This window comes from Microvirga sp. BSC39 (assembly GCF_000739015.1).
Taxonomy (GTDB): domain Bacteria; phylum Pseudomonadota; class Alphaproteobacteria; order Rhizobiales; family Beijerinckiaceae; genus Microvirga.
This window is the reverse complement of record NZ_JPUG01000005.1, coordinates 20,453-42,561: the sequence shown is the minus strand read 5'-3', so window position 1 is coordinate 42,561 and position 22,109 is coordinate 20,453. Positions and strand designations below refer to the sequence as shown.

Genomic DNA, 22,109 nt, shown 5'->3' with positions numbered 1-22,109 from the left:
AGGGGCGGTGGATTCTATTCTGAGGTGCGAATTCCGTTACAAACAAAGGATTTGCACTCGGAGGCCGAATGACCCTGCCCTACATCCACCTGAGCCTGGCTGAGCGGCGTGAGATCGCCCGCATGCACGCGGCTAAGATCCCGATCAATGTGATCGCTGAACGCCTGCAGCGGCACCGTTCGACCATCTACCGCGAGATCAAACGGAACTGGGTTCACGATGAAGAGCCGTTGTATCGCGGCTATTTCCATGTGGCGGCCGACATGCAAGCCCGCGCCCGGCGTCAGCGTCTGGGCAAACTCTCCCGCACACCGGTGCTCGCAGTCTACGTCATGGACCGTCTGAAAGCTGGATGGTCGCCAGAGCAGATCGCTGGCCGCCTGCGGGCATCCGGGGCGCCTGAACGGCTGTCGCACGAGACGATCTACCGGTTCGTCTACAGCTCTCAAGGGCAACAGCTCGGACTGTACCAGGATCTGCCCATGGCACGGCGCCGGCGGCGGGCCCGTTACCAGCGGAAGCCTCGCGGTCTCTTCATTCCGGCGGGCAACACCATCGAGCAGCGCCCGGCGGAGATCGCAGACCACACGAGCTTTGGTCACTGGGAAGGCGATCTGATGATGTTCCGTAAGGATCTGGGAAAGCGCAACTTGACCTCGCTCGTCGAGCGCCAAAGCCGGTACACGATCCTGACCCGCAACCCGGATCGCAACTCAACCGGGGTCATGACCGGCATGATCGAGAAGCTGAAGGTCCTGCCGGAGACGGCGCGTCTATCGATCACGTTCGACCGCGGGACGGAGTTTGCCTCTTACCCGTTGCTCAAGCAGAAGCTCGGCATGGACAGCTACTTCTGCAAGCCGCAGGCCCCGTGGCAGAAGGGTTCGGTCGAGAACACCAATGGCCGGGTCCGGCGCTTCCTGTCACGGGACACGGACATTGCCGCTTTGCCTGAGGAGGCTCTGCTTGAGATCTGTGATCGGCTCAACGCGACCCCACGCAAATGCCTGGGCTATCGCACACCTGAAGAGGTCCTGATGAGCTCTCTGGATCCGAGGCTGCCGGGGCTGCGCAACCCTAACCAACTCCGCCCCGGCAGCCCCTGACCGACCCGAGACCGATGACCCGCCAACCGTCGCACCTCGGCTTGATTCCACAGGCTGTCAGCCTCTCCCCTCGGAGCTGAGGCACTCCGTCTGGAGCTTTTGGCGAGGAATTTGCAATTGGCGATGACCGGCCCGTGGTTGCCGATCATCACACGGCGTCAGCCTGAGCATGTTCAATGGAGCGCAGCTCTGGATCCCAGGCGGCCCAAGCTCAAGGCCTAAGATGCGACCTCCGGCTCCGCCGCTTCGTCCACGGCCGTCCAGCTATGGGTGATCTCGGCCACAGCACCGAGCATGATCGAGGCTGAGCAGTACTTCTCTTTGGATAGCTGGATCGCCCGCTCCACCTTGGCCGGCGCCAGATCCTTACCGGCGACACGGTATTCCAGGTGAATCTTCGTGAACACCTTCGGATCGGTCTCGGCACGCTCTGCGACGACCTCGATCTGGCAATCCGAAACCTGCTCCCGGCCCTTTCTGAGGATCTGCACCACATCGAAAGCCGTGCAGCCGCCAAGGCCGATCAGCAGCATCTCCATGGGGCGGATCCCGAGATTGCGCCCGCCATATTCAGGTGCGCCATCCATCACGACCGCATGTCCGCTGCCGGATTCGCCCACGAACATCATCCCATCGACCAGCTTAACCCGCGCTTTCATCGTGCTCTTCCTCAACAAATCTCAAAAAGTTGGGCCCAATTCATACACCGCTACGCCATTAGCATGGCGCAAATCCTGCTAGCGGCGGGTTTTGTCCTCAGGCTATGAGACAGACATAGCGAGCGGAAATTAATCATGAAGCCTTCGACCGACATCACACGCCTTCTGGAGATCATGGCTGCCCTGCGCACGCCAGGAACAGGCTGCCCCTGGGATCTCGATCAGGACTTCACGTCGATCACACCTTACACGATTGAGGAAGCCTACGAAGTCGTGGATGCCATCGAGCGCGGCGACTTGGCGGATCTCCGGGACGAACTCGGCGATCTGCTGCTTCAGGTGGTTTTCCATGCCCGCATGGCCGAGGAACAGGGTGCCTTCGCGTTCGGCGACGTGGTCGAGGCGATCACCAAGAAGCTCATCCGTCGCCATCCCCACGTCTTCGGGAACACCAGGGACCTGTCGCCCGAGGAGGTGAAGCGCCTTTGGGACTCGATCAAAGCCGAGGAGAAGGCGGAACGAAAGGCAGGGCGCGCCAGGATGGGCTTAGCCCCGGAGGCGCATGAGGCCGGTTTTCTCGGCGGAATTCCGACGGCCCTGCCCGCTCTGACGCGAGCCCATAAGCTGACGACGAAGGCCGCCAAGGTCGGCTTCGACTGGCCTGACGCCGCTCAGGTCATCGATAAGATTCACGAGGAACTGGAGGAGGTTAAGGAAGCCTCTTCATCCGGAGACAGAGACAAGATCGAGGATGAGATCGGCGACCTGCTCTTCTCCGTGACCAATCTCGCCCGTCATTTCGGCATCGATCCGGAGCGGGCTTTGAGACGGACGAACGCCAAGTTCGAGCGCCGCTTCAGGTCCGTCGAACAGGCCCTCTCGGAGCAGGATCGGAGCCTTGACGATGCGTCGCTTGAGGAGATGGAACGACACTGGGTTGCGGCGAAGATGGCCGAGCGGGAGCCCGGCGCGTCCTCATAGGACGCGGGCTTCAGGGAATCGGTTGAGGAACCGCGGTTCCTTGCCGGCCACGAGACGCACCTGAAGCACGGTGTGCCCGTTCTCCCTTGTCTGGCGGTCGAGGATCTCCGTGTTCTCATGAAGCCATGCGAGCCCCTGCCCGTCCTCGGCCGCAACATCGACCTCATAGGTCAGCCGCCCCAAGGCCAGGTGCTGCTCGATGGTGGCGAGCAGTTCGGGGATCCCGTCTCCGGTCAGGGCCGAGATGAGGATCGGCCGCCTCTCCTCGCCGGTACGCTGCGATGTGGTGGCGAGCCGCTCCCGATCCTCCGCCGAGAGAAGATCGGCCTTGTTCCAGACCTCGATGATGCGCCGGGTGTCGTCCGGATCGATCCCGAGCTCCCGCAGAACCACAGCCACGTCGCCAGCCTGGGCCTCCGTTTCTCCATGGGACACGTCGCGGACATGCAGCAGCACGTCGGCTTCGACGACGTCCTCCAGGGTGGCCCGGAAGGCCGCCACGAGCATGGTCGGCAGATCCGAGATGAAGCCGACGGTGTCCGACAGGATTGCCTTCTCGCCGTGGGGCAGATCGATGGCACGCGAGGTGGGGTCGAGGGTCGCAAACAGCATGTTCTCGGCCAACACGTCGGCCTGGGTCATGCGGTTGAAGAGCGTGGATTTGCCCGCGTTGGTATAGCCGACAAGCGCGATGATCGGATAGGGCACCCGTCGGCGGCTCGTCCGATGCAGGGAACGGGTCTTCACGACACTCTCGAGATCCCGCTCGATCCGGTTCATCCGTTCCTGGATCATGCGCCGGTCGGCTTCGATCTGCGTCTCGCCCGGACCACCCAGGAAGCCGAAGCCGCCGCGCTGACGCTCGAGGTGGGTCCAGGAGCGGACCAGACGGCCCTTCTGATAGGACAGATGAGCCAGCTCGACCTGGAGGGTGCCCTCCTTGGTCCGGGCACGACGGCCGAAGATCTCAAGGATCAGGCCGGTCCGGTCGATGACCTTGGCACCCCATGCCTTTTCCAGATTGCGCTGCTGCACGGGACTCAGGGCACAGTCCATCACGACGAGCCCGATCTCCTCGGCCCGGACCATTCCCGCCAATTCCTCAACCTTGCCGCTCCCGATAAAGGTGGCGGGCCGGGGCGAGGACAGGGGGGCGGTGAGCGAGCGGACGATGGTCAGGTCGATGGCGAGGGACAAACCCGTGATCTCGTCGAGGCGTGCCTCCGGAGGGCGAGGATTGGCCCCCTCGCCTTCGGCATCCGCGGAAACGCGCCGCTTACGCGTCAGGTATGGTCCGACAACGAGCGTCCTTGTTCCCGCCGCAACCTCTTTCTCAGGTTCGGCAAGCTGTAAGAGACGTTCTTCCCCCGGCGTACGTGGTTCCGTCACCTCAAGCCTTCTCACCAGCCTCGTCGATCTGGTCGAACAACTGAACGGGCTGTCCCGGCATGATGGTGGAAATGGCGTGTTTGTAAACCAGCTGAGAGTGACCATCCCTGCGCAACAGGACGCAGAAATTGTCGAACCACGTAACGACCCCTTGGAGTTTCACTCCATTCACGAGAAAGATCGTCAAGGGTATTTTCTGCTTCCGGACGTAGTTGAGGAACGTGTCCTGAAGGTTCTGCGCGCGATCGCCCGCCATTGAAGTTGCCTCGCCAGCCCATCGCCGCCGGTCTTGGCTATGGGGCCGCCTGAATATGATTGTCCGCTTTCGTGCGGTCGGTGACCGGCCTGCTTATTACAGGGCGAACAGCCGCGTTCGGCAAGGGGGACGCAACGGTTCTACCCCATCGGAGCGCATTTTCCCGTGGATTTGTAGGTTTTAGTTCCGGAGTCCGCGACTTCACCTAGCCCAACGGAACGTCGCGGAGAATCGTCAGCCGCCGATCCCTAAGGATTTCAGCTTCCGGTGCAGGGCCGAACGCTCCATGCCGATGAACTCCGCCGTCCTGGAGATGTTGCCGCTAAAGCGGGCAATCTGCGCCAGGAGATATTCCCGTTCGAAGATTTCGCGGGCGTCGCGGAGCGGCAGGCTCATGAGCTTTTCGCCCCCTGCCCCGCCTGGCGTGCTCGGAACGAGGGCGCCGATCTCGGACGGCAGCATGTCGGCCGTGACCTCCGCGTCGGGATCACCGGAGGTGAGGATCATCAGGCGCTCGACGTTGTTCCTCAGCTGACGCACGTTGCCGGGCCAGTCGTGCGACTGCAGCACCGCCATGGCGTCGTCGGCGATACGGCGCTTCGGCAGGCCCGTGGTCGATGAGATCTGCTCCATGAAGAACTCGATGAGCTCCGGCACATCCTCGCGGCGCTCGGCCAGGGACGGCACCCGGATCGGAATCACCCCAAGGCGGTGGAACAGATCTTCGCGGAACCGGCCGGCAGCGATTTCCGCCGGCAGATCGCGGCTCGACGAGGAGACGATGCGGACGTCCACATGCACCCGCGTCGTTCCACCGACGCGCTGGAAGTTCTGGTCCACGAGCACGCGCAGAATCCGGTTCTGCGTCTCCCGCGGCATATCGGCGATCTCATCGATATACAGGGTGCCGCCATGGGCCTCTTCGAGCGCGCCGACGCGACGCCCCCCGCCCGTGCCGCCTTCCGTGCCGAAGAGTTCGGCCTCCATGGTGTCCGGCGTGATGGTCGCGGCCGAGAGCACCACGAAGGGCCCGTTGGTGCGGGTGGAGAGGCCGTGAAGAGTCCTGGCGGTCAGTTCCTTGCCGGACCCTGGCGCGCCGGTGATCAGGATGCGGGCATTCGTCGGAGCCGCCCGCTCGACCGCTTGGCGCAACTGGTTGATTACGATGGATTTGCCGGCGATGCGGCTCGCCTGAACCGAACGGGAGCGCAGGTCGCGCACCTCGCGCTTCAACCGCGATGCCTCGAGGGCTCGCTCGGCGACCAGCACAAGCCGGTCCGCCTTGAACGGCTTCTCGATGAAATCGTAAGCGCCAGCCTTGATGGCCGAGACTGCGGTCTCGATGTTGCCGTGGCCCGAGATCATCACCACGGGCAGGTCCGGATGCTGGCTCTTGATGATCTCGAGCACCTGGAGACCGTCGAGCCGGCTTCCCTGCAGCCAGATGTCCAGGAAGACGAGGTGGGGACGCCGCGTCTCGATGGCCGCCAGGGCGTCGTCGGACGTCCCTGCCGTGCGTGTGCGGTGGCCCTCATCCTCAAGGATGCCGGCCACGAGTTCGCGGATGTCGACTTCGTCGTCGACAACGAGAATGTCAGCGCTCATAAGCTTGCCCTGCGAGAGTCGTTTCGGCTGGAAGCGGCAGATGTCTCTTCCGATGAAATCTGTTTCGTCTTCGGGATCCACATGCGGACCTGCCCACCCCGTCCGGCGGGATTGTCGGCCAGTTCCATGCCACCCCCATGGTCTTCCAAAATCTTTGCGACGATCGGCAGCCCCAGGCCGGTTCCACCCTCGCGGGTCGTCATGTAGGGCTCCAGAAGGCGCTGCCGCCCTTCGACCGGGAAGCCCTTGCCGTTGTCGGTGACGGCCAGGATCAGATAGTCCGGATGCGTGTCGTCCAGCAGGACGGCGATCCGCCCCTGCCCTCTTTCTGGGTCCGGCACTGCCGCAACGGCTTCCGTCGCGTTCTTGACGATGTTGGTCACAGCCTGAGACACGAGCCGGCGGTCGAACGGCGCCACGAGAGGGCCTTGCGGCAGCTGATCGACAAACTCGATATCGGGATGGGCGATCTTCATCATGAAGACCACCTGCCGAATCGTCTCAGCGAGATCCTCGTTGCCGATGGTCGGCTTGGGCATGCGGGCGAAGGATGCGAACTCGTCCACCATGCGTTTGATATCATCGACCTGCCGCACGATGGTGTCCGTGCATTGGTCGAACACCTCCCTGTCGGTGGTGATCACCTTGCCGTATTTCCGGCGGATGCGCTCGGCCGAGAGCTGAATCGGCGTCAGGGGATTCTTGATCTCGTGGGCGATCCGACGCGCCACGTCCGCCCAGGCGGAGGTCCGCTGCGCCAGGACGAGATCCGTGATGTCGTCGAGGGTGATCACGAGATCCCGCTTTTCACTACGGGTCTGCTCGCTGGTGACGCGCACATTGATCGTGCGCTCCTTGCCCCCGCGCGCGATATGGATCTGCTGCTGCATCAGCCGCTGGCGGCCATGGCTCATCTCTTCCACCAGCGCAGTGACCTCCGGCAGCATCATGGTGATCGGCTTGCCGAGCAGCTCCTCCCGTGAGGCCCCGAGCAGGGCCTCCGTCGACGGATTGACGATGGTGATGACACCGCGGGCATTCACGCCGATCACGCCGGCCGAAACACCGGCGAGAACCGCTTCGGTGAACCGGCGTCGACGATCCATGAGCTCGCTGGCCGTGGTGAGGCCGTCATGCTGGCGGCGCAGCTCCGAGGTCATCTTGTTGAAGGTCTCGCCCAGATGGCCGAGATCCCCCTCGCCGCGCTTGACGGGAACCTGCACATAGAAGTTTCCCGTAGCCACCTGATCCGTCGCATGGATGAGGCGCCTGATCGGCGCCACGAGGCGGTTTGCGAAGTTCAGCCCGAACCAGACTGCGGAGAGCAGAACGATCAAGGCGATAAGCGTGAACATGGACGCGAAGGCGATCTGAATGCCTGCCTTCTTCTGGTCGAGCGCCTCATAAAAAGCCACTCCGGTCTCGGCCACCTGGGGGAACTCGATGGCGCGGGGATCCACTTCGCGCGCCACGTAGAGGACGCGCCCGCCATGGGCATCGAGCTTCAAGGCGGACCGGAAAATACTGCCGGTCCCTCGGGTGAAAAGGCAGAGGGCCTCCTGGGAACTCGCCTCCTGAAGATCCGCCTGAGAGGGCTGAGGAATGTTGTCGACCTTCTTCACCTCGATCCGCTCGACGACCGTGCCGTCCATATCGACGATCATGGCCAGCGGGAGACCGAGGAAGACCGCGCGAGAGTTCATGAACTCCCGGAACAGATTGCGGTCGGCGTCGAAGAGCACCTTCGCGCGATTGAGATCAGCCGCCATCAGCTGGGTTTCTCGCGCCAGCGTCCGGCACTGCATCTCCCGATAGGCGCGGGCGATGGACACCGTGTTGTTCATGAGGTCCTTGAGCGCCCCGGTGAACCAGGGATCAAGACCGCGCTCCAGCGTAACCGTGGCAACACCGGCGACGAGGATGGCAGGCAGGACGGCGACCAGGCTGAAGAGCCCGACGATTCGCACATGCAGGCCCGCGGCCGCGGCCCCTGCCCTGCGCTCCCGCACCAGCTTTCGGGTCTGCAAAGCCACGATCCCAAGGAGCACGGCAATCAGAACGCCGTTGAGCGTGAACACCCACACGACCACATTGTGGGTCGGCAGGATGGGCGTGGCGCCTGCAAGGATCAGGAACGTGGCGAGAGCCGACGCCAGAGCCGACAGAACGGCTCCGTAGCCTAGCCAGCCGAGGCCGGTCTGGGACGGCTCAGCCACCTGACGCTGTGCAATGGTGTCCTGGTTGATCAAGACTGAAGCCCCGCGAGATCGGGTGCCCTGGGAACAGCACCCTGTCGTGGGTGATGCACCAACACAACACTGTGGTCAAATTATTACAGCCCAGGCCGATCAGCCTCTGTTCGAGCGTACAACCATGAGGTCCAGGTCCCGCACCTTCTTGCGCAGGGTGTTGCGATTGACCCCGAGGAGTTCCGCCGCCCGGATCTGATTGCCCCGGGTTGCTGCCAGAGCAGCTCCGATCAGCGGTCCCTCGATCTCGCGCAGGACCCGATGGTAGAGCCCTGGAGGCGGAAGCGTGTCCCTGAAACCGGAGAAGTATTCGCTCAGGTGCCTCTCGACGGCATCCGACAAGCCTTCCGAGGCTTGCAGCACAGGCTGGCCGGATTTTCCGGCAGGCTGCGGCGGCAGGAGCGGCTGGGAGTCGAGCTCCGCATCGACGATGGCGCCCGTGATCGTGTCCTGGGGGTAGAGTGCAGCCAAGCGCCGCACCAAGTTCTCCAACTCGCGGACGTTTCCCGGCCAGCGATAGCGCTTCAGCCGGTCCATCGCCTCCACGTCCAGCTGCTTGCGGCCGAGTCCCTCCTTCTCCACGAGCACGAAGAAGTGGCGAACGAGATCCGGGATGTCCTCCACACGTTCGCGAAGGGGCGGAAGCCGCAGCGGAACCACGTTCAGCCGGAAGTACAGGTCCTCGCGGAAGAGACCCTGCTGGATCAAGACGCGCAGATCCTTATTCGTGGCAGCCACGATGCGGACATTGGTCTTGATCGGCACGCGGCCACCGACGGTGGTGTACTCACCCTGCTGAAGGACGCGTAGAAGGCGGGTCTGCGCCTCCATGGGCATGTCGCCGATCTCGTCGAGGAAGAGCGTTCCGCCCTCGGCCTGCTCGAAGCGGCCCGTGCTGCGGGCCGTCGCACCGGTGAAGGCTCCCTTCTCATGGCCGAACAATTCGGACTCGATGAGCTCGCGCGGGATCGCCGCCATGTTCACGGCCACGAAAGGACCCTGCCGGCGCTTGCCGTAATCGTGGAGCGCCTTGGCAACCAGCTCCTTGCCTGTGCCGGACTCGCCCGTGATCATCACGGTGAGATCCGTGGGCATGAGGCGGGCGAGCGCCCGGTAGATCTCCTGCATCGCCTGGGAGCGTCCGACGAGCGGAATGTCCTCGTTTTCCGGCGCCGGATGAGCCCCCGTGGGCGCGCTGCGCGGACGGGAGAGCGCCCGTCCTACGACTGCCACCAGTTCCTTGAGATCGAAGGGCTTGGGCAGATACTCGTAGGCGCCGCGCTCCGAGGCCTTGATGGCCGTCATGAACGTGTTCTGGGCGCTCATGACGATGATCGGAAGCTCCGGCCGTATCTTCTTGATGCGAGGCAGGAGATCGAAGGCGTTCTCGTCGGGCATCATGACGTCGGTGATGACGAGGTCGCCCTCCCCTTGAGACACCCAGCGCCAGAGGGTGGCGGCATTGCTCGACGAACGGACCTCGTAGCCTGCCCGCGAGAGTGCCTGGTTCAGGACGGTCCGGATGGCTGCATCGTCATCGGCGAGGAGAATCTGTCCGCTCGGCATAGGTCGGCCTTATGAATCGGCCCCGCGACCGTCTCCGGCGCGGTGCATGGGGAGGAGAACCCGGAAGGTGGTCCGCCGGGGCGCCGGCTCGCATTCGACGATGCCGCCGTGGTCACCCACGATCTTGGCGACGAGCGCAAGTCCAAGGCCGCTGCCCTGGACCTTGGTGGTCACGAAGGGGTCGAAGAGATCGCTCATCAGTTCGGGTGGAATGCCGGGACCGTTGTCCATGACGCTGAGCTCGATCGGCAGGCTCACCCGCTCCTGCGAGCCGGGCACCTGGAGCCTGACCCCGGTGCGGAACGCCGTTGAGAGAATAATCTCTCCATCGGACGCGTCGATGCCGATGGCCTCGGCGGCGTTCTTGACGAGGTTCAGGATGACCTGAACCAGCTGGTCCCGGTTGCCGAGCACGGGTGGGAGCGACGGATCATAGTTTTCAGAAAAGCGGATGTGCCGGGCAAACCCCGACTGCGCCAGACGCTTCACGTGATCGAGGACCCCGTGGATGTTGACGGGTCCCCGCTCCACGGGCCGCTCCTCGCCGAACACCTCCATGCGCTCCACGAGTTTCACGATGCGGTCGGTTTCGTCGCAGATGAGCCGTGTCAGCAACCGGTCGTCCTCGTTCGCCGATTGCTCGAGAAGCTGGGCGGCGCCGCGGATGCCGGAGAGCGGGTTCTTGATCTCGTGGGCCAACAGGGCACCCAGAGCCGTGATGGACCGGGCGGCGCCGCGATGTGTGAGCTGGCGGTTCATCTTGTCGGCGATCGTTCGCTCCTGGAGCATGACGATCACGCTGTCGCTGTCGTCACCAAGGGGGCATGCGGAGACATCCACGATGCGCTCGGCGCCCAGGCGCGGGCTGCCGATATCGACCCGGTGCTCGCTGACGCTGGAGCCCCTCTGCCGAACATCCTCGACCAACGCCATCACGGGCGAGCCGAAGGGCAGCAGGTCGCTGAGCTTCTGGCGCTGCATCATGCGCAGGCTCATCTCGAAGAACGACTCGGCCGCCGCATTGGCGTGCGCAATCCGATGCTCCGGCCCCACCGTGAGGACCGGGATCGGCAGGGCATTCATGATCAGGTCGTTGATGGGAAGAGCCGTCATGCAGCCTCTCGCTCCAGGTGACTGTAAAGCGAGCGCAGCGTCGCGATCACGGCTCTCGGCTCCTCCGACGTGACGAGCCCCATGCGGACGTCTGGAGCCACCTGGAACCCGGAGGCCATCGCCACATCCGCGTAGGCCGCCAGGTGCTTGCGGGCATGGCGAATGCCGGTCCTTTCCCCGTATAGGGAGAGCAGCCCTTCGTAATGCTCGACGGCGATGGCGGTCATCTCTTCCGGCGACGGGTCGGAAATGGTGCGGCCCTGCAGGGCTGCGCCGATCTGGCCGACGAGCCAAGGCCGTCCCACGGCCGAACGCCCGATCATGACGGCGGCGGCTCCGGAAGCGGCCAGACAACGCCGTGCCTCCTCCAAGGAACCGACATCGCCGTTGGCGATCACCGGAATGCTCACCGCCTCCACGACGGGTGCTATGGCGCTCCACTCGGCCTGACCCTTGTAGAATTGCTGGCGAGTGCGGCCGTGGACCGTCACCGCTTTCACGCCGAGGGCTTCGGCCCTGCGGGCGAGGTCCGGCGCGTTAATGCTCTGGTGGTCCCAGCCGAGTCGCATCTTCACAGTCACCGGAACGCTGGCCGCCTGCACCGTAGCCTCGATCAGACGAGCCGCGTGATCGAGGTCGCGCATGAGCGCGGACCCTGCAAAGCCGCCGATGACCCGCTTGGCCGGGCAGCCCATGTTGATGTCGATGATGCGGGCCCCTGCCCCTTCGGCCACGCGAGCAGCTTCCGCCATCCAGCGGGGTTCGCAACCGGCGAGCTGGACGACGTGCGGCTCGATCCCCGCGCCCTCGGCGCGCAACTGCGCCTCCTCGGAGCCTTGAACCAGCTCATCGGAGGCCACCATCTCGGACACGACGAGACCGGCCCCAAGACGCTTGGCGATGCGGCGGAAGGCAACATCGGTCACGCCGGACAGCGGGGCCAGGACGGCTCCGCACGCAACCTGCAAGGGTCCGATGCTGAAGACCGATCCGCCTATTTTTTGATCACATTCCATTGTGCCTAATTGATAGCCATTTTAGTTCGTGGCGCAAGCTCTTACTCGCCGGGATTTGCCTTCTTCCGCCGGCGCTGTAAGGAGATCGCCTGTTGCGGAGAGCCTTCTCGATATGTCAGTTGCCGCCCTCATCGTTGCCGCAGGACGTGGATCACGAGCGGGAGAAGGGATCCCGAAGCAGTATCGAGACCTCAGCGGGCAACAGGTCCTGACGCGGACCCTCACCCGCTTCCTCAAGCATCCCGGAATCGGCCGTACCCTTGTTGTGATTCACCCCGACGACCGGGACCTCTATGAGGCAAGCATCGCGGCCCTTGCACCCCTCCAATCGGCACTTCTGCCATGCGTTCATGGTGGTGACACGCGGCAGGATTCGGTGCGGAACGGTTTGGAGGCTCTGGCCTGTTCAGCCCCCGAGATCGTCCTCGTCCATGACGCAGCTCGCCCCCTTGCGAGCCCGGAACTCATCGACAGAGCAATTGAGGCAGCCCGACGCTGGGATGCGGCCGTTCCCGGAACCTCAGTGACAGACACCATCAAGGTGATCGGCAGCCAGTCGGAGGTTGTCTCGACTCCTGACAGGGCCCGCCTCAGGGCCGTGCAAACCCCCCAGGCCTTCCGGTTCCCAACGCTGCTCGACGCACACCGCAAGGCAGCAGACGCGGGGATCCATGCCTTTACCGATGACGGCGCTCTTGCCGAATGGGCCGGATTGCCGGTTCATGTGTTCGAGGGTGAGAGCGGCAACATCAAACTCACACACCCGGCCGATTTCTTGGAGGCCGAGCGGCGAATTGGAGGTTCATTGGTAGCTCTTGTCACTAAACTTGGCACAGGGTTCGACGTCCATGCCTTTGGGGATGGAGACCATATCTGGCTCGGTGGAATCAAGGTTCCCCACGACCGGGGCGTGATCGCTCACTCGGACGGCGACGTGATCCTGCATGCCCTCACCGACGCCATCCTGGGCGCTCTTGCCGACGGAGACATCGGCACGCACTTTCCGCCGAGCGATCCGCAATGGCGCGGCGCCTCCTCAGACCGGTTCCTCGCTCATGCGGTCGGCCTGGTGCGGGAGCGCGGCGGCCTCGTCGATCATCTCGACACCACCCTCCTCTGCGAGAAGCCGCGACTTGGCCCGCACCGCGAGGCCATGCGCCAGCGCATCGCCGAGATCGCTGGGCTTCGCCTCGAACAGGTCTCGCTCAAGGCGACCACCACCGAGAAGCTCGGGTTCACCGGCCGCAGCGAGGGCATCGCCGCCCAGGCGGCAGCCACCATCCGCCTGCCGGAGGTGAATCCATGATCCCGGACTTGAGAGACCGTGCCGCCGCCCTTCTCAACGCCTATCGCGAGAAAGGGCTGAAGATCGCCACGGCCGAATCCTGCACCGGAGGGCTGGTCGCTGCCCTGCTGACCGAGATTTCCGGTTCCTCGGCCGTGGTGGAGCGCGGCTTCGTCACCTACTCCAACGAGGCCAAGACCGAGTTGATCGGCGTGCCTGCCGACCTGATCACCGCCCATGGGGCGGTGAGCGAGCCAGTGGCCCGTGCCATGGCCGAGGGGGCGCTCGCTCGTTCGCGGGCCGATGTGGCGGTGGGGATCACGGGCGTTGCGGGCCCGACCGGCGGAACGGCCACGAAGCCCGTCGGTCTCGTCCATTTCGGCTTCGCCCGCAAAGGGGCTCCGACGATCCACCTGGAGCGCCGCTATGGCGATCTCGGGCGGGAGAACGTGCGCCGCCGGGCCGTAGAGGATGCGCTCTCGCTTCTGGAGCAGGCGATCGGCTGATCAGGCCTGTGCCCGGGAGGGCACGCCGTAGATCTCGTCCGCCCGTTCCTCGAAGGCCTCGGTGAATTTGCGGAAGGCCTTGTCGAAGACGCTGCCCATGAGGAGCCCGAGGGCGAAGCTCTTGAACTCGTAGTTGATGTAGAACTCGACTTCGGAGCCGCCGGGAGCATCGCGGAAGGTCCAGCGGTTCTCCAGATACTTGAACGGCCCGTCCACATACTCGACCGTGATCTTCCGGCGGGGATCGTCCAGGGTCACGCGGGTGGTGAAGCTCTCCTTGATGGCCTTGTAACCCACCGACATGGTGGCCACGAGGGTCTCGATGCCCTCCCCGCTCTGGACCCGCCGCATGATCCGCAGGTCCTCGCACAGGGGCAGGAACTCCGGATAGCGCTCCACATCGGCCACGAGGGCGAACATCTGAGCGGGCGTATGCTTCACGGTCCGGATGGTGCGGAAGGTCGGCATGGCTCAGGCGGCCTCACTAAATGTTGCTAGCTCGGCCTCCAGGGCCGGGATGTCGGATCGGGAGCGCAGGATATAAACGCGCTGGTCCGGGCGCAGGCGCTCCAGCATGCGGGCGGTCTTCGGTCGCATCTTGCCGGGATAGGACCAGATCCAGCGCATGAAGGAGAAGTCGAAGCGCTCGATGCAGCCGGGCCCCAGGTCCGGCCGTGTGCGCCCGTAGTTCCTGGCGACCCGCCACAGGGCGCTGCCCAGGCACTGCCAACGGGGCAGGTCGAGCCAGACGATCACTGTCGCGCGGGGCACCCGGATGTCGAAGGTGCTGGCGTAATTTCCCTCCATGACCCAAGCCGGGCGAGCGACGAGCGCCTTCACGTGCTCGCGCCATCCGGGCTTGGTCGGCGTGGTCCAGCCAGGGCCAAAGTATTCCCGGTCGAGATGGATCAGCGGCAGCCCCAAACGTTCAGCGAGGCGGCTCGCCAGGGTGCTCTTGCCCGCGCCCGGGCTGCCGATGACCAGAATGCGCTGCATGCCTCGTCCGGTTCGTTAGCCGAGCTTCGCGAGACGGGCCGCCTTGAGCTTGGCAAAATCCTCGCCTGCGTGATGCGAGGAACGCGTCAGCGGGGTGGAGGAGACTAGGAGGAAACCCTTGGCATAGGCTGTGGTTTCATAGGCCTTGAACTCGTCCGGCGTGACGAAGCGGATCACCGGGTGGTGCTTCTTCGTCGGCTGGAGGTACTGGCCGATGGTCATGAAATCCACCTCGGCCGAGCGCAGGTCGTCCATGAGCTGGAGCACTTCGTTCCGCTCCTCCCCAAGACCCACCATGATGCCGGACTTGGTGAAGATGGTCGGGTCCAGTTCCTTGACCTGCTGCAGCAGGCGGATGGAGTGGAAATAGCGGGCGCCGGGGCGGACCTTCAGGTATTTCGACGGCACCGTTTCGAGGTTGTGGTTGAACACGTCGGGCTTGGCCGCGACGACGATCTCCAGCGCGCCCGGCTTCCTGAGGAAATCGGGGGTGAGAATCTCGATGGTGGTCTTCGGCGAGCGGGCGCGGATGGCATGGATCACGTCGGCGAAATGCTGCGCGCCTCCATCGGCCAAGTCGTCCCGGTCCACGGAGGTGATAACCACGTGCTCGAGGCCGAGCTTTTCCACCGCCTTGGCCACGCTCTCGGGCTCGTTGGGATCGAGCGCCTGCGGCAGGCCGGTCTTCACGTTGCAGAAGGCGCAGGCCCGGGTGCAGGTATCCCCCATGATCATGAAGGTGGCGTGCTTCTTCTCCCAGCACTCGCCGATATTGGGGCAGCCGGCCTCTTCGCACACCGTCACGAGCTTGTTCTCGCGCACGATGCGGTTGGTCTCGGCCCATTTGGGCGAGCCCGGCGCCTTCACGCGGATCCAGTCGGGCTTGCGCTGCTGAACCGGCTGGTCCGGCCGGTGCGCCTTTTCCGGGTGACGAGGGCGCTGATCCTTGTTCAGAAGGTCGAGAACGACAGCCATGAAGCTAAACCTTTGGGGCGAAGGGATCCTGCCCTTCCTGACATGGGCCTGATTTAAGGCTTTCAGCGCTCAACCGCAAATGCTCAGATTGCGGGGCAGGCTTTCCTTCCAGGCGTTCTGCCCGCTGAACTCCGTTTCCTCCAGCCCGCCAAGCATCCGGAAGAGCATCGCAACCTGCAACTTCTGAGCTTCTGCCTGAACCGAAGCCCCGGATACCCGTTACCAGCCTGTTCACCCTAAGGCGTTGGGATAAAGGCGTATGAACCGGACATCGAAGCGGAACGGATTCGTGGAGGTTCCGCCTGCTGAACATGTCCTGGATGCTCTGGCTGGTCCGATTGCCGTGCTCGACCAGTCCGGCACCATTATTGCCGTCAACCAGGCCTGGCGTGATTTCGGCATAGCCAACAGCGGCAAGGACGTTCGGCACGTGGGAACGAACTACCTCGATATCTGTGATCGCACGGTCGGGGTCGAAGCGGCCTGTGCAAAGGCCGCCGCTGCCGGCATCCGATCCGTGCTGGCGGGTCAACCAGCCTTCTCCCTCGAGTATCCATGCCATTCCCCGACAGAGAAGCGGTGGTTCCACCTTCGTGCTTCCCACCTGGACCATGACGGCCATGCCTACGCCGTCGTGGCGCACAACGACATTACCAACCGCATATTGATCGAGCAGGAGCGGCAAGGCCTCCTGGCGAAGGGGCATCGCTACCAGGAGCAGCTGAAGGCCCTGGCGGCCGTATCCACCAGGATAGCCGCGACGGATGCCCCCGAGGCGATCTTTCACGAGATCACGGAGCAGGCGCGCCTCATCATCGGCACCCATTGGGCCGCGACCCACACCCGTCCCTATGCCTTGTGGCCGAGCGATCCTGTCATCGTCTCGGTCTCGGACAAGTACCGCAGCCATCCTGCGGCTTCCCTGGCCCAGAGCAGTGCCGGCTTATACTCCCATGTGGTTCAACTCGGGCACCCGCTTCGGTTGACCGCAACCGAACTCAATTCCTACCCGGAGCTGCAGGATACCCATGTTGGGGAGGGCGCCTCCCCGACGATGCCGGGTGTGCTTGCTGTTCCGATCACCGGGCCGCAAGGCGGCACGCTGGGCGTGCTCATGCTGCTGGACAAGCAGAGCGGTGAGTTCACCGCCGACGATGAAGCCATCCTCGTCCAACTCGCCCAGATCGTGTCGGTCTCCGTCGAGAGCGCCGTGCAGACGAGAGCCGAGCGGGAAAGTCGTGAACGGCTCTGGGCGACCCATGAACATGCCGGAGTCGGCATCGCCGAAACCGATGCAGCCGGTCACTTTCTGACCGTCAACAGAGGGCTGTCCGCCATCACCGGCTATTCCCGCAGCGAGCTTCTGAACCTGAGCATCTTCGATCTCACCCACTCGGATGATTCCGGAGCCGAGCGGGCGCTCTACGAACGGCAGGTTGCCGGCGAGCTGAGAACGTACTCGATCGAGAAGCGCTCGGTCCGCAAGGACGGCTCAAGTCTCTGGATGAATGTCTCGTCGACGGCGGTCTTCGATGAGCAGGGTCGCTTTCAATACAGTGTGCGGGTCATCCAGGATGTCGACGAGAGGAAGCGGTCCGAGCAACGTCAGGCGCTGCTGGTCCGGGAGCTCCATCACCGGGTGCGCAACACCCTTGCGGTCGTCCAGGCTCTGGCCGGCGCGACGGCCCGCACGACAACCAGCACTCGGGAGTTCAACCGGTCCTTCTCGTCGCGGATTGCCGCCCTTGCCAAGACGCAGACCCTCCTGACGGAGGATTACTGGCAGACGGCACCCTTGAGGGAGATGCTGCAATGCGAGCTTCAGCCGTTCTCGGCGAACAAGCATGAGCGCTTCAGACTGGAAGGACCGGAGGTGAATCTCTCGGCCGATATTGCCGTTCCGTTGAGCATGGCTTTTCATGAGTTGACGGCGAATGCGGCGCAGTATGGTGCCCTGTCCGTGCGCAAAGGGTGCGTCGCCGTCCAATGGGAGCTGGTCGTCGCAGAGGGCCAGAGGGAACTTCACCTCAGATGGGTGGAGCAGAATGGCCCGCCTGTCGAGGAGCCGGAGCGCAGCGGCTTCGGGTCATTCCTGCTCGAACGCGTTCTGCCGACCCAGTGTCACGCAACGGCGCATCTGAGTTTCGATCCGACGGGGCTGCAGTGCGAGATCCATGTGCCTCTGATCACGCACCGGCTCGTGCCCGAATATTGACTTCGTAGCCGAAGCGCTCGATCAGCCTGTGCCCCGCGAAAAGTCCTCTACCAGCTGAGCGTAGCGCTCCATCGGGGGAAATTTTTCGAAGCTATGGACCGCCTGCGTCCTGGCCCAGGGCAGCGCCTCGCATGTGTAGGTCTCGATGAAAGGCGTGAAGTCCCTCGCATTATCGAGCATCGTCGCACGGACATTCACGAACTCGTCCAGCCCCTCGGGCCGGGTGAACAGCCAGCTCATGCAATGGGGGCAGAAGAAGTGCCGGGTGGCGCCGTGAAGACCGCCGATCACCGGCTCTCCCTGTGTCACCTCGACATCTGCGCTTGCATACAGGGAGCTCAACGAGAACGCACTGGAGGTCATGCGCTGGCAGCCCGTGCAGTGGCAGGCCATCGTGAGAATGGGAGCGCCGCGGACGTGGAATCGCACCTGCCCGCACCGGCACTCGCCATTATGTACCTGCTCCCGATCCGACATCGCGTCCTCCATGGCTGACGTGGTCCGAACGCTCCAGCAAGAATGAGCCGTCAGGGCCGATCTGACTTCAGATGTGGATCACCCGTCCATACGCATCCATGACGCTCTCGTGCATGGTCTCGGACAGAGTCGGATGCGGGAAGACCGCGTGGATCAGTTCCTCTTCCGTGGTTTCCAGGTTCATGGCGATCACGTAGCCCTGGATCAGCTCGGTCACTTCGGCCCCGACCATATGCGCCCCGAGCAGCTGGCCGGTCTTCTTGTCGAAGATCGTCTTCACGAGGCCGTCGGGCTCGCCCAGCGCGATCGCCTTGCCGTTGCCGATGAACGGGAAGCGGCCGACACGGATGTCGAAGCCCTGTTCCTTCGCCTTGGCCTCGGTGAGGCCCACCGACGCAATCTGCGGGTTGCAATAGGTGCAGCCCGGGATCTTCGCCTTGTCCATGGCGTGGGTGTGCATGCCCTTGATGGTCTCGACGCAGATCACGCCCTCGTGCTCGGCCTTGTGCGCCAGCATGGGGGGACCGGCCACGTCGCCGATGGCGTAGATGCCGGGCACGCTCGTGCGTCCCAGACCATCGGTCACGACGACGCCGCGCTCGATCTTCACCCCGAGCTTCTCGAGGCCGAGATTCTCGATGTTGCCGACGACGCCGACCGCCGAGATCATGCGATCGGCCGTGATCGTCTGCGTGGTCTTGCCGTCGTCGATGGTGGCCGTGATGGAGTTCGCGCCCTTCTCCACCTTCGTGACCTTGGCACCGGTGAGGATCTTCATCCCCTGCTTTTCGAAGCGCTTGCGGGCCAATGCTGCGATCTCCGCGTCCTCGACGGGCAGGATCTGCGGCATCACCTCGACCACAGTCACCTCCACGCCCATGGTGCGGTAGAAGGAGGCGAACTCGATGCCGATGGCGCCCGAGCCCATGACGATCAGAGACTTCGGCATGGCGGGCGGCACCATGGCCTCGAAATAGGTCCAGATCAGCTTGCCGTCCGGCTCGATACCCGGCAGTGCGCGCGGGCGCGCACCGGTGGCCACGATGATGTGCTTGGCGGCGTAGGTGCCGGGCTCCAGCACGCCCTTGGGCACCGGGTTCTGCGGCTGCATGGCCGGCTTCTTCGGCGCCGTGACCACGACCTCGCCGGGCTTGGAGATGGCAGCCTCGCCCCAGATCACGTCGACCTTGTTCTTCTTGAGCAGCATGCCGACGCCGCCGTTGAGACGGCCCGAGACGCCGCGCGAGCGCTGGACGATGGCGGCCGCATCGAAGCCGATGCCCTGCGCGGAGAGGCCATAATCCTTGGCATGCTCCATGTAGTGGTAGATCTCGGCCGAGCGCAGCAGCGCCTTGGTCGGGATGCAGCCCCAGTTGAGGCAGATGCCGCCCAGATGCTCGCGCTCCACCACCGCAGTCTTGAACCCGAGTTGCGCCGCGCGGATCGCCGCCACATAGCCCCCCGGCCCGCCGCCGATGACGATGATGTCGTATTGGTTTGCCATGGTGTTAATTCCCTTGCGCGTACTGCGCGATGCCGTGACCGAAGGACCAGTTTTCCTTTTCGACTTCGATCAGGTTGATGAACACATCTTCGGGGCGGAGGCCGGGCTCGGTGCCCAATCTTTCGGTGATCCGTTGGAAGAGCGCCTTCTTTTGATCGACCGTCCGTGTGTTGCTGACGGTGATCTGAACGATGACGAGATCGTCGCTTCGCTCAATGCCGAGGTAGTTTGCACCATAGAAGAAGTTGTCTTCCTCATGCTCGGTGATGGTGACGAAGAGATCGTCCTCAGGAACGTTGAAAGTCTCACGGAGAGCGAGATAGATTCCGTCGGCCAGCGCCTTGCGATAGGCAGATGGCTTTCCCTTTCGTAGCGAGACGCGGATGAGCGGCATGAAGCCTCCCTATCGGCCAACAGTGAATGGCCGGGACGTGCCCGGCCATGACGTCAATTAAACCAGCATCCCCATCGGGCTCTCGATGAGCTGCTTGAAGGCCGCCAGCAGTTCCGCGCCGAGAGCGCCATCCACGACCCGGTGATCGCAGGAGAGCGTCACCGTCATGGCCTGCACCACGGCGGGAGCGCCGTTCTTCACCACAACCCGGCTCTCGCCGGCGCCGACCGCCAGAATCGTGCCCTGGGGCGGATTGATGACCGCCTGGAAGTTCTTGATGCCGAACATGCCGAGGTTGGAGACGGCCGTGGAGCCGCCCTGGTATTCCTCCGGCTTGAGGCGGCGGGTGCGCGCGCGGCCTGCCATGTCCTTGACCTCGGCCGAAATGGCCGTGAGCGTCTTCTGTTCAGCCTTGCGCACCACCGGCGTGAACAGGCCGCCCTCGATGGCAACCGCCACGCCCACATCCGAATGCTTCATCTTCAGGATGCGGTCCTCGGCCCAGACCGCGTTGGCGGCGGGCACACGCTGGAGCGCGATGGCCAGTGCCTTGATGACGAAGTCGTTGACCGAGAGCTTGTAGGCCGGCTTGCCGTCCTTGTCCTTGCCGGCGGCCGCGTTGATCTGCTCGCGCAGGGCCATGAGCGCATCGAGCTCGCAATCCAGCGATAGGTAGAAGTGCGGCACCGTCTGCTTCGATTCGACGAGGCGCTTGGCGATAGTCTTGCGCATGCCGTCGAGAGGTACTTCCTCATAGGTGCCGGCCTCGAACATGGCTTTCACCTGATCGGCGCCCATGCTCTGGGCGAGCTGGGGCGCTGCCGGCTTGGCAGCCGGTGCGGGAGCTGCTGCGGCGGCAGGAGCCGAAGCAGGCTTCGTGCCGCCGCCCTGGAGCGCCGCGCGCACATCTTTCTCGACGATGCGGCCATGGGGACCGGAGCCCTGAACCGATCCGATATCGATCCCGGCTTCGCGGGCGATGCGCTTGGCAAGCGGCGAGGCGAAGACGCGGTTGCCGGATGCCTGCGGCTGCCCTGCCCCGTTGGGCTTTGCGGCCGTTGCAGGACCTTCGGGAGCCTGATCGACGCGGGCGTAGGACATATGGGCGTTGGGATCGCCCTGAATGGTGTTGGCCTGCGGCTGGGGCGCAGCTGCAGGAGCCGCCGGAGCCGGAGCGGCTTCCGCCTTGGGGGCAGGCGCTGCGGCACCGCCGCCGGATGCGGGAGCCGTGACGCTCTTCGGATCCTCGCCTTCGCCGGCGATCAGCGCGATGAGCTGGTTGACGGGAACATCAGCCGTTCCCTCGGGCACCACGATCTTGGCGAGGATGCCTTCATCCACCGCTTCCACTTCCATGGTGGCCTTGTCGGTCTCGATCTCAGCGATGACGTCGCCGGATTTCACCGTGTCGCCTTCCTTCTTCAGCCACTTGGCAAGGTTGCCCTTTTCCATGGTGGGAGACAGGGCGGGCATCAGGATATTGATGGGCATGGCGTTTATGGATCCTGACTTGAAAGGTTTAGTTGATCGCCTGCGTCGAGCCGGGATCGCTCGGATCGTCCAGCTCGGCCTGAATGCCGGCTGCGATCTCGGCCAGAGCCTCCTCCTCGGAGAACTCCGTTTCCATGGCATAGACGCGCGCAGCGTGACGGGCGAGGTCCACCAGGAGCACGCCCCAGGTGAACGGATCGTCGAAGGCGCGGCGAAGCGCGATGCTCACCTCGCCATCGACCACCGAAGCCCTCAGGATCTCGACGCCGCCCTTTTCGAGGACGTCAGGCGGAACGTTGAGGGCCTCGAATTTCCGTTCAGTCATG

The 22,109-nt window shown here is 64.0% G+C and carries 21 protein-coding genes; 5 read left to right on the top strand and 16 right to left on the bottom strand.

The genetic code is table 11. The annotated features are described in order from the left end of the window. Positions 1-68: 68 nt before the first annotated feature. Positions 69-1,106 (top strand): IS30 family transposase, encoded by a 1,038-nt coding sequence (locus tag MA07_RS00710; protein ID WP_036345680.1) that lies wholly within the window; start codon positions 69-71, stop codon positions 1,104-1,106. A 218-nt stretch (positions 1,107-1,324) separates the two neighbouring features. Here the strand turns inward: MA07_RS00710 and MA07_RS00705 are convergent, their stop codons facing one another. Then, complete coding sequence (locus MA07_RS00705; protein ID WP_036345677.1) at positions 1,325-1,765, bottom strand: OsmC family protein; 441 nt, start codon at positions 1,763-1,765, stop codon at positions 1,325-1,327. Positions 1,766-1,900: 135 nt separating this feature from the next. Here MA07_RS00705 and mazG point away from each other — a divergent pair, with 135 nt between their 5' ends. After that, a complete protein-coding gene (gene mazG, locus MA07_RS00700; RefSeq protein ID WP_036345675.1) occupies positions 1,901-2,746 on the top strand; it encodes a nucleoside triphosphate pyrophosphohydrolase in 846 nt (281 codons plus the stop codon). Here the strand turns inward: mazG and hflX are convergent. The 7 genes from hflX to dusB form a co-directional block, all read right to left on the bottom strand. Further along, on the bottom strand, positions 2,741-4,135 hold the full coding sequence (gene hflX, locus MA07_RS00695; RefSeq protein WP_036345673.1) for a GTPase HflX: 1,395 nt from the start codon (positions 4,133-4,135) through the stop codon (positions 2,741-2,743). The genes mazG and hflX overlap by 6 nt on opposite strands. Before the next feature lies 1 nt (position 4,136). After that, the gene (hfq, locus tag MA07_RS00690) at positions 4,137-4,391 is read right to left on the bottom strand and encodes an RNA chaperone Hfq (protein ID WP_009491222.1); all 255 of its coding nucleotides are present in this window, start codon (positions 4,389-4,391) and stop codon (positions 4,137-4,139) included. 234 nt (positions 4,392-4,625) lie between these two features. After that, positions 4,626-5,996 (bottom strand): sigma-54 dependent transcriptional regulator, encoded by a 1,371-nt coding sequence (locus MA07_RS00685; protein WP_036345669.1) that lies wholly within the window; start codon positions 5,994-5,996, stop codon positions 4,626-4,628. After that, entirely contained in the window at positions 5,993-8,245 is a 2,253-nt protein-coding gene (locus tag MA07_RS00680; protein WP_036345667.1) for a PAS domain-containing sensor histidine kinase, read from the bottom strand. Before MA07_RS00680 ends, MA07_RS00685 begins: the two co-directional genes overlap by 4 nt. A 99-nt stretch (positions 8,246-8,344) precedes the next feature. After that, a complete protein-coding gene (ntrC, locus tag MA07_RS00675; protein WP_036345666.1) occupies positions 8,345-9,811 on the bottom strand; it encodes a nitrogen regulation protein NR(I) in 1,467 nt (488 codons plus the stop codon). 9 nt (positions 9,812-9,820) lie between these two features. Next, the gene (locus tag MA07_RS00670; protein WP_036345664.1) at positions 9,821-10,924 is read right to left on the bottom strand and encodes an ATP-binding protein; all 1,104 of its coding nucleotides are present in this window, start codon (positions 10,922-10,924) and stop codon (positions 9,821-9,823) included. Then, complete coding sequence (gene dusB / locus MA07_RS00665) at positions 10,921-11,940, bottom strand: tRNA dihydrouridine synthase DusB (RefSeq protein WP_052002659.1); 1,020 nt, start codon at positions 11,938-11,940, stop codon at positions 10,921-10,923. Before dusB ends, MA07_RS00670 begins: the two co-directional genes overlap by 4 nt. 112 nt (positions 11,941-12,052) lie before the next feature. Here dusB and MA07_RS00660 point away from each other — a divergent pair, with 112 nt between their 5' ends. Further along, a complete protein-coding gene (locus MA07_RS00660) occupies positions 12,053-13,246 on the top strand; it encodes a bifunctional 2-C-methyl-D-erythritol 4-phosphate cytidylyltransferase/2-C-methyl-D-erythritol 2,4-cyclodiphosphate synthase (RefSeq protein WP_036345661.1) in 1,194 nt (397 codons plus the stop codon). Beyond that, a complete protein-coding gene (locus tag MA07_RS00655) occupies positions 13,243-13,731 on the top strand; it encodes a CinA family protein (RefSeq protein WP_036345658.1) in 489 nt (162 codons plus the stop codon). Before MA07_RS00660 ends, MA07_RS00655 begins: the two co-directional genes overlap by 4 nt. On the opposite strand, the gene MA07_RS00650 is transcribed toward MA07_RS00655, so the two are convergent. The 3 genes from MA07_RS00650 to lipA are packed head-to-tail and all read right to left on the bottom strand — an operon-like array spanning position 13,732 to position 15,702. Next, entirely contained in the window at positions 13,732-14,199 is a 468-nt protein-coding gene (locus MA07_RS00650) for a type II toxin-antitoxin system RatA family toxin (RefSeq protein WP_036345654.1), read from the bottom strand. Between the two features lie 3 nt (positions 14,200-14,202). Continuing rightward, positions 14,203-14,727, bottom strand: a complete 525-nt coding sequence (locus MA07_RS00645; protein WP_036345651.1) for a hypothetical protein — start codon at positions 14,725-14,727, stop codon at positions 14,203-14,205. A gap of 15 nt (positions 14,728-14,742) precedes the next feature. Further along, positions 14,743-15,702 carry a lipoyl synthase gene (lipA, locus tag MA07_RS00640; protein ID WP_036345648.1) on the bottom strand — a complete coding sequence of 320 codons (960 nt, stop codon included), beginning with the start codon at positions 15,700-15,702 and terminating at the stop codon, positions 14,743-14,745. 259 nt (positions 15,703-15,961) lie between these two features. On the opposite strand from lipA, the gene MA07_RS27365 reads away from it, so the two are divergent. Continuing rightward, positions 15,962-17,917 carry a PAS domain S-box protein gene (locus tag MA07_RS27365; RefSeq protein WP_052002656.1) on the top strand — a complete coding sequence of 652 codons (1,956 nt, stop codon included), beginning with the start codon at positions 15,962-15,964 and terminating at the stop codon, positions 17,915-17,917. Between the two features lie 21 nt (positions 17,918-17,938). Here MA07_RS27365 and MA07_RS00630 read toward each other — a convergent pair whose 3' ends face one another. The 5 genes from MA07_RS00630 to MA07_RS00610 all read right to left on the bottom strand — a co-directional run bounded on the left by MA07_RS00630 (position 17,939) and on the right by MA07_RS00610 (position 22,108). Further along, entirely contained in the window at positions 17,939-18,394 is a 456-nt protein-coding gene (locus MA07_RS00630) for a GFA family protein (RefSeq protein ID WP_036345684.1), read from the bottom strand. Between the two features lie 67 nt (positions 18,395-18,461). Beyond that, positions 18,462-19,898, bottom strand: coding sequence for a dihydrolipoyl dehydrogenase (gene lpdA, locus MA07_RS00625; protein WP_036345645.1), 1,437 nt, complete (start codon positions 19,896-19,898; stop codon positions 18,462-18,464). A gap of 4 nt (positions 19,899-19,902) precedes the next feature. Further along, a complete protein-coding gene (locus tag MA07_RS00620) occupies positions 19,903-20,292 on the bottom strand; it encodes a tautomerase family protein (protein WP_036345642.1) in 390 nt (129 codons plus the stop codon). Positions 20,293-20,349: 57 nt separating this feature from the next. Next, the gene (locus MA07_RS00615) at positions 20,350-21,783 is read right to left on the bottom strand and encodes a pyruvate dehydrogenase complex dihydrolipoamide acetyltransferase (protein WP_036345639.1); all 1,434 of its coding nucleotides are present in this window, start codon (positions 21,781-21,783) and stop codon (positions 20,350-20,352) included. A gap of 28 nt (positions 21,784-21,811) precedes the next feature. Next, positions 21,812-22,108, bottom strand: coding sequence for a DUF5076 domain-containing protein (locus MA07_RS00610; protein WP_036345636.1), 297 nt, complete (start codon positions 22,106-22,108; stop codon positions 21,812-21,814). Between the last annotated feature and the right edge of the window lies 1 nt (position 22,109).

Coding starts and splice junctions, on each gene's coding strand:
- MA07_RS00710 (WP_036345680.1), top strand. CDS start 69: ATGACCCTGCCCTACATCCACCTGAGCCTGGCTGAGCGGCGTGAGATC.
- MA07_RS00705 (WP_036345677.1), bottom strand. CDS start 1,765: ATGAAAGCGCGGGTTAAGCTGGTCGATGGGATGATGTTCGTGGGCGAA.
- mazG (WP_036345675.1), top strand. CDS start 1,901: ATGAAGCCTTCGACCGACATCACACGCCTTCTGGAGATCATGGCTGCC.
- hfq (WP_009491222.1), bottom strand. CDS start 4,391: ATGGCGGGCGATCGCGCGCAGAACCTTCAGGACACGTTCCTCAACTAC.
- MA07_RS00685 (WP_036345669.1), bottom strand. CDS start 5,996: ATGAGCGCTGACATTCTCGTTGTCGACGACGAAGTCGACATCCGCGAA.
- ntrC (WP_036345666.1), bottom strand. CDS start 9,811: ATGCCGAGCGGACAGATTCTCCTCGCCGATGACGATGCAGCCATCCGG.
- MA07_RS00670 (WP_036345664.1), bottom strand. CDS start 10,924: ATGACGGCTCTTCCCATCAACGACCTGATCATGAATGCCCTGCCGATC.
- dusB (WP_052002659.1), bottom strand. CDS start 11,940: ATGGAATGTGATCAAAAAATAGGCGGATCGGTCTTCAGCATCGGACCC.
- MA07_RS00660 (WP_036345661.1), top strand. CDS start 12,053: ATGTCAGTTGCCGCCCTCATCGTTGCCGCAGGACGTGGATCACGAGCG.
- MA07_RS00655 (WP_036345658.1), top strand. CDS start 13,243: ATGATCCCGGACTTGAGAGACCGTGCCGCCGCCCTTCTCAACGCCTAT.
- MA07_RS00650 (WP_036345654.1), bottom strand. CDS start 14,199: ATGCCGACCTTCCGCACCATCCGGACCGTGAAGCATACGCCCGCTCAG.
- MA07_RS00645 (WP_036345651.1), bottom strand. CDS start 14,727: ATGCAGCGCATTCTGGTCATCGGCAGCCCGGGCGCGGGCAAGAGCACC.
- lipA (WP_036345648.1), bottom strand. CDS start 15,702: ATGGCTGTCGTTCTCGACCTTCTGAACAAGGATCAGCGCCCTCGTCAC.
- MA07_RS27365 (WP_052002656.1), top strand. CDS start 15,962: ATGAACCGGACATCGAAGCGGAACGGATTCGTGGAGGTTCCGCCTGCT.
- MA07_RS00630 (WP_036345684.1), bottom strand. CDS start 18,394: ATGTCGGATCGGGAGCAGGTACATAATGGCGAGTGCCGGTGCGGGCAG.
- lpdA (WP_036345645.1), bottom strand. CDS start 19,898: ATGGCAAACCAATACGACATCATCGTCATCGGCGGCGGGCCGGGGGGC.
- MA07_RS00620 (WP_036345642.1), bottom strand. CDS start 20,292: ATGCCGCTCATCCGCGTCTCGCTACGAAAGGGAAAGCCATCTGCCTAT.
- MA07_RS00615 (WP_036345639.1), bottom strand. CDS start 21,783: ATGCCCATCAATATCCTGATGCCCGCCCTGTCTCCCACCATGGAAAAG.
- MA07_RS00610 (WP_036345636.1), bottom strand. CDS start 22,108: ATGACTGAACGGAAATTCGAGGCCCTCAACGTTCCGCCTGACGTCCTC.